The sequence below is a fragment of the Bradyrhizobium sp. T-12 genome, assembly GCF_058314695.1.
In genome coordinates, this window is record NZ_CM177756.1 from 254,156 (window position 1) to 267,122 (window position 12,967).

Sequence of the window (12,967 nt, forward strand, 5' to 3'; positions counted from 1 at the left end):
ACTACCCCGCCCGCTGCTTTTCGTACGCCTTCAAATGGGTATACGCGATGCGCAGCTTCGGCACCGGCACCTTGGCGGCGTCTGCGCGCGCGATGAGGTCGCCGATGACGTGATCGGCCTCGACCGGCAGGCCGGCCTTGATGTCGCGGAACATCGAGGCGGTCATCGGCGATCCCTCCGCGGTGAGGTTGCCCTTCACCCGTTCGAAGAACGGCCCGCCTGGCGGATAGCCCGACGCAGTGGCGATCGCACTGGTCTCATCCAGCATGCCGAGCAGGAAATCCCGGCCGCCGGGCGCTGCGAGGATGTTGCCGACGGAGGTCCGCATCAGGCTGGTGGACGCTGCGAGCGAGGACAGGAACACCCACTTCTCCCACATGTCCTGCATGATGTTCTGGCTGGCGGCGGCGCCGGTGATGCCGCTCTTGAAGGCTTCATCGATCGCCTTGACGCGATCCGACAGCTTGCCGTCGCGCTCGCCGTAACTGATCGCCTGCATCGGCTGGAGCTGCACCACCTCACGCTTCTCGTTCAAGGTTGCCGCGATGGCGCAGAGGCCGCCGAGCACGCGCTCCTTGCCGAACTTGCCGTCGAGGATGTCGAGATGGCGCATGCCGTTGAGCATCGGGATGATCGCGGTGTCCGGCCCGACGGCCGCGGCAAACGATGTGATGGCGTCGTCGAGATCGAACGCCTTGCAGCTCAGGAGCACGACGTCGAACTTGTCCTTGAGCGCGTCGGCCTGCACGGTCGGCGGATTCGTCAAGGTCACATCGCCATTGGGGCTCTTGATGACGAGCCCGGCGCTCGCGAGCTCGCTGGCCCGGCGCGGCCGGACCAGGAAGGTGACGTCGCGGCCGGCCTGCAACAGCCTGCCACCAAAATAGCCGCCGATGGCACCGGCGCCGACCACGAGGATACGCATGGGATGCTCCGTTCTTTTCTTGGCGAATGGCGAATAGGGAGTAGCGAATAGCAGGCGCGATTTCCACTCGCTATTCGCTACCCGCCATTTGCGCGCTTCACTTTCCCGACACCATCTCCTCGACCTCGCGGAGCTGCTCCTTGCCGAAGAACATCTCGTTGCCGACGAAGAAGGTCGGCGAGCCGAACGCGCCGCGAGCCACGGCTTCCTCGGTATTCTTGATCAGCTTGCCCTTCACGTCGGGCTCCTGCGCGCGGGTGAACAGCTTCTGGGCATCGAGCCCCGAGGACGCCAGCGCCTTCGCGACGACTTCAGGATCGTCCATCTTCTTCGGCTCGCGCCACATGTGGTGGAAAGCGGCCTCGACGTATTTCTCGAACACGCCCTCCGCTTGCGCCGCGATCGCCATGCGCATCAAGTTCAGCGTGTTGACGGGAAAGTGCGGATTCCAGACATAGGGCTGAACCTTGAAGCGCTTGATGAAGCGCTCGGTCTCGACCTGCAGGAATTCACGCTTGTTCTTGACGCCGGCGAGCGTTTCGGCCGGCGACTTGTTGTTGGTCGACTTGAAGATGCCGCCGAGCAGGATCGGGACGTATTCGAACTTGACGCCGATGCGCCGCTCGATCGCGGGAATCGCGAGATGACTGAGATAGGCGTTCGGGCTGCCGAAATCGAACAGGAATTGCGGCTCTTTGCGGGTCAAACTCATTCTCCCTGACCTGACTTTTTGATCTGGCTTTGATCTATTGTGGCGCAGGGCGGTCCACAGGTCCACCGTTTAATGATGATCATAATACTCTGGGCATCAGACCAGGCGCCGGATCGCCCGCTTGCGCCACACCAGCAAGTAATAGCCCATCTGCAAAACAAGCATGGCGCAGAACACGATGGGATAAGCGGCCCATACGCCCTGAAGGCCAATGATGCGGCTCAGGACGATCGCAGCGGGCAGCTCGATCGCAACGATCGCGAGGATCGAGAGCAGCATCGGCGTCAGCGCGACGCCGGCTGCGCGCATCGCCCCGGAAAACACCGTGGCGAGGCCGAACGGCACCGAGCTCCACAAGGCGATGTCGAGCAGGCCCTTCGCCAGATCGAGCACGGCGGCGTCGGTGATGAAGATGCCGAGGATGGCTCGCGGCGTGAGATAGATCAGTGTCACGAGCCCGCCGGTCAGGACGAAGTTGAAAGCGAGGCCGGTCCGCACGATGCCGTCGAGCCGGCCTCTGTTGCCGCTGCCGACCGCCTGTGCGCCCAGGATCGAGACCGCGATCGAAATCGACATGGCCGTGAACTGCGTGTAGCCCATCACCTGGTTGACGGCGCCATAGGCTGCGGTGGCGTCCGATCCAAAACCGTTGACGAGGCCGAGCAGAACCAGCTCCGCGATCGCCATCACGACCATGCCGACGGCGCTCGGCAATCCGATGCCGAGAATCTTGCCGAGCATAGCGCGGTTGAGTCGCAGCTGGCGCAGCAGGGCCGCGTCGGGCGCGAGCGCGTGCTTCTTCCGCCGCAGATAGGCGGCCAGTGCGATCAAGGTGAGTGCGTTCGCGATCGCCGCCGCCCAGGCCGGGCTGGTGATGCCGGCCGCCGGCAGTCCGAACGATCCGCGGATCAGCATCGGGGTCAGGATCAGGCCGATCGCCGTCGACAACGCCAGGGCCAGCAGCGGCGTGAGCGCATCGCCGACGCCGCGGATCATCGCCGTCATCAGCAGGAAGACGAAGCCGAGCGGCAGGGTGAACAGCATGATCCGCGCATAGGCGCTGGCGGGAGCGAGAATGTCCGCTGGCGTGGCGAGCGCCATCATGAATTGACGGCTGAAGAGCCCGCCGATCAACGCCACCGTAATGGAAAGCAGCAGGCCGATCGCAAGCGTGGTGCCGACAACGCTTCTGATCTTGTCGTGCTCGCCCGCGCCGTAGGCCTGACCGATCAAGACGGTTGCGCCGGTGCTGAGGCCCATGACGAAGGCGAACAGGAAGAACATCACGGGGAAGAACACCGAGACCGCCGCCAGCGCATCGACGCCGATCATCTGGCCGAGATAGACGTTGCTGACGGTGCCGAACAACGATTGCAGCGCGTTGCTCAGCATCAATGGCGCGAGGAAGCGCAGGAACGTCTTCCAGAGTGGCGTGGCGGCGGACATGAATGTGCCTTTCATCAGGGCGTGCGACGCCGTTACCGCGCAAGGCGCGGTTCGGCCGTCGATGGGGTTGTGAAGAGCGGTGCGCGGCTTACGCGCGGTCGCTGTAGGCGAGCTTGACGATATGGTCGCGGATGTCGGTCGGCCAGTCCGCGATCAGTGCGGTGAAGCGGCGCCGGTCATCTGCGAACAGCGCGCGCGAAGCTTCCTCGAACTGCGGCAGATTGCCGGCCATGGTCGACATGAAGTGATAGGCCGCATCGCGTGCCTGCCGCTCGCGATCCTTGTCGCCGCTGGCGCGCCTGGCTTCGTCGACCAGCTTGCGCAGCGCGACCGAGGCGCCGCCTGCTTGCGCGCCGAGCCACTCCCAGTGCCGCGGCAGCAGCGTCACCTCGCGGGCGACCACGCCGAGCTTCGGCCGCCCGCGGCCGCGCGGCTCGCTCGGTGGCGTGCTTTCCTCGACAGGAGGCGGGACAAGCTTGGCCAATCGCGCCAAGACCTCGCGATCGCCGCCGCGCAGATCGAAGTCGATCGGTCGGCCCGTGGCGTCCTCGAATATGATGATCGGCTCGTCCGGCCGGGCCGCCACCCGCTTGACGACCAGTGCGACCTCGCCGGCCGGCCCGGACACCAGGCGGCGCGGCCCCTGGAAGGCGGTGAAAATCTTCTGCATTGGAATCTTTGCCATATTGACGATGTTATCCGTTTTAATACCCGGGTAAATTTGCGAGGTCAATATACCCGGGTGAAAATATCTGCCTGGACGGCTCGACATTGTGTTTCCAGGCTGGCACGAACAGCGCCGCCGACCGACCACGCCTAGCCACCACGCCTAAGCTTTGGGGACCTACCGATGCTGACCGTTCACCACCTCAACAATTCCCGCTCGCAACGCGTGCTGTGGCTGCTCGAGGAGTTGGGCGTGCCTTACGAGATCGTGCGCTACCAGCGCCAGCCGGACATGCGCGCGCCGAAGGAGCTCCGCGCCATCCACCCGCTCGGCAAATCGCCTGTCATCACCGACAACGGCAACACCATCGCCGAATCAGGCGCGATCATCGAATATCTCATCGCGACTTACGGCAACGGCCGGCTGATCCCGCCGCCTGATACACCGGAGCGGCTGCGCTTCACCTATTGGCTGCATTATGCCGAGGGCTCTGCGATGCAGCCGCTGTTGCTGAAGCTTTTGTTCACGCTGATGCCGAAGCGCGCGCCCGCGCTGCTTCGTCCGCTGGTGCGCAAGGTCTCGAACCAGGCGCTGACCACGCTGGTCAATCCGCAGCTCAAGCAGCACATGGATTACTGGGAAGGCGAGCTCGGCAAAAGCGAGTGGTTCGCCGGCAACGAGTTTACCGCAGCCGACATTCAGATGAGCTTTCCGCTGGAAGCGGCGCAAGCGCGCGGCGGGCTCGAGCAGGGCCATCCCAAGGCGATGGCGTTCCTCGAGCGCATCCACGCGCGGCCGGCTTATGCGCGTGCGCTGGAAAAGGGCGGGCCGTACCAGGTGGGGCGGTAGTTATCTGCCCCGTCATTCCGGGGCGGTACGCAGCGCCGAACCCGGAATCTCGAGGTTCTCAGGTGCGCAATTGCGCACCACAGTTCACGCTTCGCGTGCCCCGGAACGACATCTCTCCGTTAATGCGCGTGCAGCACACGTCCGCGTGTCTCCGGCAGCGCAAAGGCGGCGATGAAGAACACCGCGTAGGCCGCCACCGCGAAGATCGCGATCGCATTCGCAAGCGATGTCGTCGCCGACAGCGCGCCGACGAGGAAGGGAAACAGCGCGCCGATGCCGCGGCCGAAATTGTAGCAGAAGCCCTGGCCGGAGCCGCGCAGCCGCGTCGGATAAAGCTCGGTCAGGAACGCACCGACGCCGGAGAAATAGCCCGAGGCGAAGAAGCCGAGCGGGAAACCGAGCACCCACAGGATCTCGTTGGTGAGCGGCATCTGCGTATAAAGCAGCACCACCGCGATGGCTCCGATCGAGAAGATCAGGAACAGATTGCGCCGCCCGATCCGGTCGGCGAGCCAGGCTCCCGTGAGATAGCCGATGAAGGAGCCGATGATCAGCGTCGACAGGTATCCGGTCGAGCCGACGATCGACAGGTGCCGCTCCTTGGTCAGGAATTGCGGCACCCAGAAGGTGACGGCGTAGTAGCCGCCCTGGCAGCCCGTCGCCATCAGCGAGGCCAGGATCGTGGTCTTCAGGATCGGGCCGGAGAAGATTTCCCAGAGCGCAGGGCGATCGCCGCTCGCAGCCTGCCTGGCGCGGGCCTGCGCCGAGATCTCCGGCTCGGTGACCGAGCGGCGGATGTAGAACACCAGAAGGGCCGGCAGCGCGCCGATTACGAACATCCAGCGCCATGCCGTTTCCGGCGGCAAGACCGAGAACAGGATCGCCTGCGACAGCACCGCGAGGCCCCAGCCGACCGCCCAGCCCGATTGCACCGAGCCGACCGCGCGCCCACGATATTGCGGCCGGATCGCTTCACCCATGAGCACGGCACCCGCGGCCCACTCGCCGCCGAAGCCGAGGCCGAGCACGGCACGCGCGATCAGGAGCTGGTCGAAATTCTGCACGACCGCGCAGACCAGCGAGAAGAACGAGAACCAGATGATGGTGATCTGGAGCGTTCGCACCCGTCCGATATGGTCGGAGAGATAGCCGCCGAGCCAGCCGCCGATCGCGGACGCCAGCAGCGTCACCGTGCCGGCAAGGCCGGCCGAGGCGGCATCGACCTTCCACAGCGCGATAATGGTGCCGATCACCAGCGGATAGATCATGAAATCCATGCCGTCGAGCGCCCAGCCCGCCGCGCAGGCCCAGAACGTCCGGCGCTCCGGCGCGTTCATGTCGCGATAGAACGCCAGAAGGCTGGTGTCCTCGATCTCGGCGCGCTCGATGTTCTGGAGCGGATCGGTCGTGGTCATGGCGTTTCCCCGGCAGTTTTTTTGGCTGCCCTTTGGTAGCACGCGTGGCCGCGAGAGCTAGCGGGCCGGCGCTCCCGTGCCATGCAAACGGTGTGGCTAGTGCCCCGCCGCCTCTGCGCCCCGCGTGCGGGGGTCGGGCGCGCCGAGCGGCCCGTTCGGCGTCACGAGAATCGAATTCGCCGATGTCTGCCCCATCGGCTCGACGATCGTGTGGCCCATCGCCTTCAGCCCCTGCAACACGTCCTCGGGAAAGCCGCGCTCGACGCGCACTTCGTCGGGCAGCCATTGATGATGCAGCCGTGGCGCCGCGACGGCGGCCGCAACATCCATCCTGTAGTCGAGCACGTTCACGATCACCTGCAGCACGCTGGAAATGATGCGGCTGCCGCCGGGCGAGCCCGTCACCAGCACCGGCTTGCCGTCCCGGAGCACGATGGTCGGCGACATCGATGAGAGTGGACGTTTGCCGGGGCCGGGCAGATTGGCCTCGAAGCCGACGAGGCCATAGGCGTTCGAGGCGCCGACCGCGGCGGTGAAGTCGTCGAGCTCGTTGTTGAGCAGCACGCCGGTGCCTTCGGCAACCAGGCCGACACCGTAGCTGAAGTTCAGCGTATACGTATTGCTGACCGCGTTGCCGCGGGAATCCACCACGGAGAAATGCGTGGTGTTGCTGCCCTCGCGCGGCGAGGGGGCCGCGGATGCGAGCTCTTTCGATGGCGTAGCGCGTTCGGCAGAGATGCCGGAGCGCAGCTTGGCGGCGTAGTCCTTCGCGGTGAGCGTCTCGATCGGCGCGTTGACGAAGGCGGGATCGCCAAGATAGTGCGCGCGGTCCGCATAAGCGCGCTTCATCGCCTCGACCAGCAGATGCAGCGATGCCGGCGATCCCTGCTTCGAATCGGCAAGCTGGAAGCCTTCGAGAATGTTGAGGGTTTCCACCAATACGATGCCGCCGGACGAAGGCAGCGGCATCGAGACGATGTCATAGCCGCGATAGCTGCCGCGAACCGGCGCGCGGATCACGGCTTGATATGCTTTCAAATCGGCCGGCGTCATGATGCCGCCCGCATCAGCCACCGCCTTGGCGAGCTTTTCCGCAACCACGTCCTCATAGAAGCCGCGTGGCCCCTGTGCGGCGACGGCCGAGAGCGTTTCGGCGAGATCGCCCTGCACCAGCCTGTCGCCTTCACGAAGCGGCGAGCCATCGGGTCGCGAGAAGATCTTGGCCGACGAAGGCCAGCGTGCCAGTCGCCGGTACCAGGTCGGCAGCGTATCGGCCATGTCGTCGCTGATCACGAAGCCGTCGCGCGCGAGCGCAATCGCAGGCTCGAGCAATTGCGCCAGCGTGAACTGGCCGGAGCCGTATTTTTCCAGTGCCAGGGAAAGACCGGCAATCGTGCCGGGCACGCCGACGCCGAGCGCGGAATCTCGTGACTTCGCCGTATCGGGCTTGCCGTCGGCGTCGAGGAATATCTGCGGTGTGGTCGCCGCCGGCGCCGTCTCGCGGTAGTCGATCGTGATGTCTTCATTGCGGTCAGCGGAATGGATCACCATGAAGCCGCCGCCGCCGATATTGCCGGCGCGCGGATAGGTCACGGCCATCGCAAAGCCGGTCGCGACCGCTGCGTCGACCGCATTGCCGCCACGCCGCAGGATCTCGGCGCCAACTTGCGCGGAGATCTTCTCCTGCGCGACCACCATGCCATGCTCGGCCGCGACGGCGCGCACGGCGTCGCGAGCGGGTGGGACGTAGCCCTGCCGTGCGTCCTGGGCGGCTGCGGGCGCAAGACCGAACGTCAGAACGGCTAGCAAGGCGAAAAACGTCCGCCGGGTCGAATATGACGACATGATCAAGTTTCCGCAGGGGCTTCGGACTGGTTCACACGCCTCGCTGCAATGCTATACGGTTTGCCCCAACAGAGGCAAAACTGTTCGTGATGAGGACTGCGTGATGACGACGATCGCCCCGGATGCGCGCATGGCCGATGCGCAGCGGACCTATCCGCCACGCGCCGCCGTTGTCAGTTGGATCTTCTTCGATTGGGCCGCGCAGCCCCATTTTACGTTGATCACGACCTTCGTGTTCGCGCCGTATTTCGCCACCAGCATTGCACCGACCCCCGCAGCCGGCCAATCGCTGTGGGGATTTGCGATGGCGGCTGCGGGACTTGCGATCGCGCTGCTGTCGCCGGTGCTGGGGGCCATCGCGGATGCCTCCGGCCGAAGGAAGCCGTGGATTGCGGGATTCGGCGCGGTGCTTGTGCTGGCATCTTGCACGCTATGGATCGGCAAGCCTGGTGATCCCTCGGTCATTCCGCCCCTGCTCACCGCGGTTGCGCTCGCCAGCGTCGGAGCGGAATTCGCCACCGTCTTCAACAATGCGATGATGCCGACGCTGGTGCCGCCGGAGCGGATCGGCCGGCTCTCCGGCACCGGCTGGGCGACGGGCTATATCGGCGGCATCGTCAGCCTGATCATCGTGCTCGGCCTGCTCGCCGCCAATCCCGAGACCGGCCGCACATTGCTGGGCCTGACGCCGTTGTTCGGGCTCGATCCGGTCAGCCATCAGGGCGATCGCATCGTCGGACCGCTGACCGGGCTGTGGTTCGTGATCTTCGTGACGCCGCTGTTCCTGTTCACGCCGGATTACCCGGCGAAGCGTCCGCTGCGCGAAGCGCTGCACGAAGGACTGGCGGAGCTGAAGAAATCGATCAAAAGCCTGCCGAAGCAGAAGTCGCTCGCGGCATTCCTGCTCGCCAACATGATCTACACCGACGGCCTGGTGTCGCTGTTCGCCTTCGGCGGCATCTATGCGGCCGGCACGTTCGGCTGGCACACCATACAGATCGGCACCTTCGGCATCATGCTCGCGATAACAGGCACGTTCGGCGCATGGCTCGGCGGCAAGCTCGACGATCATCTCGGGCCGAAGCGCGTCATCGCCGGAAGCTTGCTGTTGCTGCTGCTGTCGGTGGCAGCGATCCTCCTCGTCGACAAGGATAGCGTGTTGTTCGTCAAGGTCGCGACGCCGCAAGCAGGCGCCGCCATGTTCTCGAGCGCCGCGGAACGCGCCTATCTGGTGCTGGGCTGCCTCATCGGCGCGGCCGGTGGTCCACTGCAGGCGGCGTCGCGCACGCTCCTGATCCGTCTCGCGCCGAGAGATCGCATCGCGCAATATTTCGGTCTGTTCGCGCTGACCGGGAAGGTGACGTCCTTCATCGGACCGCTGCTGATCGGCATGATCACCGCTGCGACGGCGAGCCAGAAGGCCGGCATGGCGGTGCTGGTGGTGTTCTTCGTCGCGGGATTGGGGCTGTTGATGCGGGTGCGGGAGTAGCACCCCATCGTCATTCCGGGGCATCGCGGAGCGATGAACCCGGAATCCAGAAGTTGTGGCGCGAGATTCTCAGGTGCGCAATTGCGCACCAGGGTTCGCGCTGCGCGCGCCCCGGAATGACGGCGAACTCAGTGGCGGAAGTGCCGCGTCCCCGTGAACACCATGGCGATGCCGTGCTCGTCGGCGGCCTTGATCACCTCGTCGTCGCGCATCGAGCCGCCGGGCTGCACCACGGCGGTGGCGCCGGCTTCGATGCAGGCGAGCATGCCGTCGGCGAACGGGAAGAACGCATCCGAGGCCACCACCGAACCCTTGGTGAGCGGCTCGGGAAGCTTCAGCTCGTTCGCCGCGTCCTGCGCCTTGCGCGCCGCGATCCGCGCTGAGTCTACCCGGCTCATCTGGCCAGCGCCGATGCCGACGGTGGCGAGATCCTTGGCGTAGATGATGGTGTTGGACTTGACGTGTTTTGCCACCCGGAACGCGAATTTGAGGTCGCGCATTTCGGCCTCTGTCGGCGCACGCTTGGTCACGACCTTGAAGGTCATGTCGTCAACCACGGCGTTGTCGCGGCTCTGCACGAGCAGGCCGCCGGCAACCGTCTTGGCGGTGAGGCCGGGCGCGCGCGGGTCGGGCAGGCTGCCGGCGAGCAAGAGGCGCAGGTTCTTCTTGCCGCCGATAATGGCGATCGCCTCCTCGGTGGCGTCGGGCGCGATGATCACCTCGGTGAAGATCTTGGTGATCTCGCGTGCGGTGTCGGCGTCGAGCGCGCGGTTCATCGCGATGATGCCGCCGAAGGCCGAGGTGGAATCGCAGGCCAGCGCCTTGCGATAGGCCTCGACGAGGTTCGCGCCTTCCGCGACGCCGCAGGGATTGGCGTGCTTGACGATGACGCAGGCCGCGGTGCGCTTGGTGTCGAACTCGCCGATGCATTCATAGGCGGCATCGGTATCGTTGATGTTGTTGTAGGAGAGCTCCTTGCCCTGGAGCTGCCGCGCGGTCGAGACGCCCGGGCGCTTGTCCGGCGTCGCGTAGAACGAAGCGGTCTGATGCGGGTTCTCGCCGTAGCGCAGCGACTGGATCAGCCTGCCGCCGAAGGCGCGGAAGTCGGGCGCGTCGATCTCGATCTGCCGGTTGAACCAGTTCGAGATCGCGGCGTCATAGGCGCCGGTGCGCGCATAGGCCTTTGCGGCAAGCCGCCGGCGCAGCTTCAGCGTGGTCGCGCCCTTGTTGGCGGCAAGCTCGTCGAGCACGGCCTTGTAGTCCTCGGCTTCCACCACGACGGCGACGTCGTCATGGTTCTTGGCGGCGGCGCGGATCATCGCGGGGCCGCCGATGTCGATATTCTCGATGCAATCCTCGAAGCCCGCGCCTTTGTCGACGGTCGCCTCGAACGGATAGAGGTTGACGACGAGCAGGTCGATCGGCGCGATGCCGTGCGCCTTCATCGCCTCCGCATGCTCCTTGTTGTCGCGGATCGCGAGCAGCCCGCCGTGGACCTTCGGATGCAGCGTCTTGACGCGGCCGTCCATCATCTCGGGGAAGCCGGTGAGGTCGGAGACGTCCTTCACCGCGAGGCCGGCCGCGGCGATCGCTTTCGCGGTGCCGCCGGTCGAGACCAGCTCGACACCATGCGCGGCCAGCGCTTTGGCGAAATCGATCAGGCCGGTCTTGTCGGAGACGGAGAGCAGAGCGCGGGTGACGCGGCGGGGGTGGTCAGTCATGAGCAAGATCCTCTGTTCAGGGAGTGTCTATGCCCAGGCGCGCGGCAGATATGTGTCGCGCTTCCCGATGGTGCTCCATCCAAGGTCGCCAGTCGCGCGAGCGAGGGCTCGATAGCAGCTTTTGGCCGTTTTCACAACGACGAGATGGGCCAAATCGCGTGCGTTTACAGCGGCAATTCCGGCTCCCGCCGCGCGTTACGGCGGGCATTGGTCACCGCCGGCGAGGCCGTGGAACGCACGAAGCTCCAGCGGATCGAGGGCGCCTGGCGTGCATCCTGCCGGATCACGATCTGCGCGGTGCGGCGCGGGCCGTCATTGCCGGCCAGGAACACGCTGTCCTCGAGGTCGACCTTGTCGTCCAATGCTTCGAAGGTCCAGACGTCGCGGTTCGGCAGCACCAGCATGACGCCGCGGGCATCCGACAACCGGCTCGCCTTCACGGCCGGATGCAGATGGAAGCGCAGCGCGAAATCGGCATCCGCGCCCTTGAAGCGTCCGCCCTGCGGCGGCGACAGCGTGTCCTCGCCATCGATGCGCGCGCCGTCATTGGCGATCATCAGCACGCGGCGATGGATCGCGCCGAACTTGGAGAGATAGCCGTCATGCGAGGCCGTGAGCAGCGTGCCGTTCTGCACGATCTCGCGGTAGCTCTCGACCTCAACGGGCCCGCTGGTGACGGGCGAGCCGTGCAGGAGCCGCTTCATCGCCGACATCTCGACGAACTGACAGGACGAGGTGTCGTGATAGGTCAGCGTCGAATGCGCCGCCGTGCTGCGTGCGAACGGCCGCCAATTGTCGCGGCCCGTGGTCGGCATGCCGCAATTGGTGACGATGCGGCTGATGCCGGAGGACAGCTCGAACGACAGGCAGCCGGCATGGGCATCGTGACTGACGCCGGCCGGCGGCGGCGGCCCCGTGTCGATGATCACGGTGGTCTGGCCGGCGTCGAGGCGCTGGAAGCCGGTATGCGGCATGTTCGCCATCGGCGCGCCGTGGGTGTCGTCATAGGCGAGCAGCGTGGCGAGCAGATCCGAGGATGTCGCGCTCATGCCGTTGAACAGCGCGAAATTGCCGTCGCCGTGCCGGAAGAAGCGCAGCATCGGCATCATGCGGTCGATCGCGTTGAGCAGCGCCGGCGGCGGCGCGATATTGCGCGCGGCGAAGGTCTGCCGCAGCGGCAAGAGGTCGATCAGGAGCTCGATCAGCGCGCCGGGGTTGCGGGAGATGTGTCCGCCATCGGGCAGGATCTGCCGCTGCAATTCGTCCGACAGCTTTTTCGATGCGCTGCGGATGTGGCGCGCCTGGTTGGCAAGGCACAGCGCCGCATAGCACAGCGCGATCAGCACCTGCAGCTTCGGCACCCCATCCGGAATGTCGACCATGGCGAAGCGCAGGAAGCGGATCTCGCGTGCGAGGGCACGCAGGTAACGGCGGTAGAATTTGTTGTCGGTCTCGTTCAGCACCAGCGGCGCCTGCGACAGCAGCGAGATCACGCGCCTCGCCAGCACGTCGGCGCGGCGCGCGACGGGGCGGCGCTTGTTGGCGGGGTTGGCGATCCAGTCCTCGATCAGGGCGCGCGCATTCGCGCGTGTCAGCGCGGTGTCGGCGGCGCGCAAATGGCGCAGCCAGCCGAAGCCGAGCAGCGCGACCTCCCAGTCCTCCGACGGCGGCTCGAGATCGAAGATCGAGCGGCCGTGGCAATTGACGATCTTGCCGGCGAAGACGAAGCGGCCGGCATAGATTTCGGCGGCGCGGGTCGCATCCGCGGTGCGCAGATCGTGCGGCGCGATGATCAGGCGGTCGGTGCGGCCGGGCCAGACCCGCGACAGCGCAACGGAACCGCCGCTCGCGCGCGCGAGCATGTTCCGCGCGAAGCGGTTCATGACGAGCGTCGAGAT

The 12,967-nt window shown here is 65.7% G+C and carries 10 protein-coding genes and 1 riboswitch; of the genes, 2 read left to right on the forward strand and 8 right to left on the reverse strand.

Annotated features, from left to right (window positions below; all coding sequences use genetic code 11):
• Position 1: 1 nt before the first annotated feature.
• The 4 genes from panE to AC0WRY_RS01240 all read right to left on the reverse strand — a co-directional run bounded on the left by panE (position 2) and on the right by AC0WRY_RS01240 (position 3,768).
• Positions 2-925 carry a 2-dehydropantoate 2-reductase gene (gene panE, locus AC0WRY_RS01225; RefSeq protein WP_194405307.1) on the reverse strand — a complete coding sequence of 308 codons (924 nt, stop codon included), beginning with the start codon at positions 923-925 and terminating at the stop codon, positions 2-4.
• Positions 926-1,022: 97 nt separating this feature from the next.
• Positions 1,023-1,637, reverse strand: coding sequence for a 2-hydroxychromene-2-carboxylate isomerase (locus AC0WRY_RS01230; protein WP_194405308.1), 615 nt, complete (start codon positions 1,635-1,637; stop codon positions 1,023-1,025).
• Between the two features lie 96 nt (positions 1,638-1,733).
• The gene (locus AC0WRY_RS01235) at positions 1,734-3,083 is read right to left on the reverse strand and encodes an MATE family efflux transporter (RefSeq protein ID WP_491123533.1); all 1,350 of its coding nucleotides are present in this window, start codon (positions 3,081-3,083) and stop codon (positions 1,734-1,736) included.
• A gap of 88 nt (positions 3,084-3,171) precedes the next feature.
• Positions 3,172-3,768, reverse strand: a complete 597-nt coding sequence (locus AC0WRY_RS01240; protein ID WP_491122560.1) for a DUF2239 family protein — start codon at positions 3,766-3,768, stop codon at positions 3,172-3,174.
• Positions 3,769-3,933: 165 nt separating this feature from the next.
• On the opposite strand from AC0WRY_RS01240, the gene AC0WRY_RS01245 reads away from it, so the two are divergent.
• Positions 3,934-4,599: a glutathione S-transferase family protein gene (locus AC0WRY_RS01245; RefSeq protein ID WP_491122561.1), complete on the forward strand. Its 666-nt coding sequence runs from the start codon at positions 3,934-3,936 to the stop codon at positions 4,597-4,599.
• A gap of 119 nt (positions 4,600-4,718) precedes the next feature.
• Here AC0WRY_RS01245 and AC0WRY_RS01250 read toward each other — a convergent pair whose 3' ends face one another.
• Both AC0WRY_RS01250 and ggt read right to left on the reverse strand, forming a co-directional pair.
• On the reverse strand, positions 4,719-6,014 hold the full coding sequence (locus AC0WRY_RS01250) for an MFS transporter (RefSeq protein WP_194405312.1): 1,296 nt from the start codon (positions 6,012-6,014) through the stop codon (positions 4,719-4,721).
• A gap of 96 nt (positions 6,015-6,110) precedes the next feature.
• Complete coding sequence (gene ggt, locus AC0WRY_RS01255) at positions 6,111-7,859, reverse strand: gamma-glutamyltransferase (protein WP_491122562.1); 1,749 nt, start codon at positions 7,857-7,859, stop codon at positions 6,111-6,113.
• 103 nt (positions 7,860-7,962) lie between these two features.
• Between ggt and AC0WRY_RS01260 the strand changes: the two genes are divergently transcribed.
• Positions 7,963-9,348 carry an MFS transporter gene (locus tag AC0WRY_RS01260; protein WP_491122563.1) on the forward strand — a complete coding sequence of 462 codons (1,386 nt, stop codon included), beginning with the start codon at positions 7,963-7,965 and terminating at the stop codon, positions 9,346-9,348.
• A 128-nt stretch (positions 9,349-9,476) separates the two neighbouring features.
• Here the strand turns inward: AC0WRY_RS01260 and purH are convergent, their stop codons facing one another.
• Together purH and AC0WRY_RS01270 are read right to left on the reverse strand one after the other, a co-directional pair.
• Positions 9,477-11,069, reverse strand: coding sequence for a bifunctional phosphoribosylaminoimidazolecarboxamide formyltransferase/IMP cyclohydrolase (gene purH, locus AC0WRY_RS01265; protein ID WP_491122564.1), 1,593 nt, complete (start codon positions 11,067-11,069; stop codon positions 9,477-9,479).
• 24 nt (positions 11,070-11,093) lie between these two features.
• Positions 11,094-11,175: riboswitch (ZMP/ZTP riboswitch) on the reverse strand.
• 58 nt (positions 11,176-11,233) lie between these two features.
• Complete coding sequence (locus tag AC0WRY_RS01270) at positions 11,234-12,952, reverse strand: heparinase II/III family protein (RefSeq protein ID WP_491122565.1); 1,719 nt, start codon at positions 12,950-12,952, stop codon at positions 11,234-11,236.
• Positions 12,953-12,967: the final 15 nt, after the last annotated feature.

Excerpts from the sequence above, each read along its gene's own strand:
- ggt (WP_491122562.1), bottom strand. The coding sequence starts at position 7,859 with ATGTCGTCATATTCGACCCGGCGGACGTTTTTCGCCTTGCTAGCCGTT.
- AC0WRY_RS01260 (WP_491122563.1), top strand. The coding sequence starts at position 7,963 with ATGACGACGATCGCCCCGGATGCGCGCATGGCCGATGCGCAGCGGACC.
- AC0WRY_RS01230 (WP_194405308.1), bottom strand. The coding sequence starts at position 1,637 with ATGAGTTTGACCCGCAAAGAGCCGCAATTCCTGTTCGATTTCGGCAGC.
- AC0WRY_RS01270 (WP_491122565.1), bottom strand. The coding sequence starts at position 12,952 with ATGAACCGCTTCGCGCGGAACATGCTCGCGCGCGCGAGCGGCGGTTCC.
- panE (WP_194405307.1), bottom strand. The coding sequence starts at position 925 with ATGCGTATCCTCGTGGTCGGCGCCGGTGCCATCGGCGGCTATTTTGGT.
- AC0WRY_RS01235 (WP_491123533.1), bottom strand. The coding sequence starts at position 3,083 with ATGTCCGCCGCCACGCCACTCTGGAAGACGTTCCTGCGCTTCCTCGCG.
- AC0WRY_RS01245 (WP_491122561.1), top strand. The coding sequence starts at position 3,934 with ATGCTGACCGTTCACCACCTCAACAATTCCCGCTCGCAACGCGTGCTG.
- purH (WP_491122564.1), bottom strand. The coding sequence starts at position 11,069 with ATGACTGACCACCCCCGCCGCGTCACCCGCGCTCTGCTCTCCGTCTCC.
- AC0WRY_RS01240 (WP_491122560.1), bottom strand. The coding sequence starts at position 3,768 with ATGGCAAAGATTCCAATGCAGAAGATTTTCACCGCCTTCCAGGGGCCG.
- AC0WRY_RS01250 (WP_194405312.1), bottom strand. The coding sequence starts at position 6,014 with ATGACCACGACCGATCCGCTCCAGAACATCGAGCGCGCCGAGATCGAG.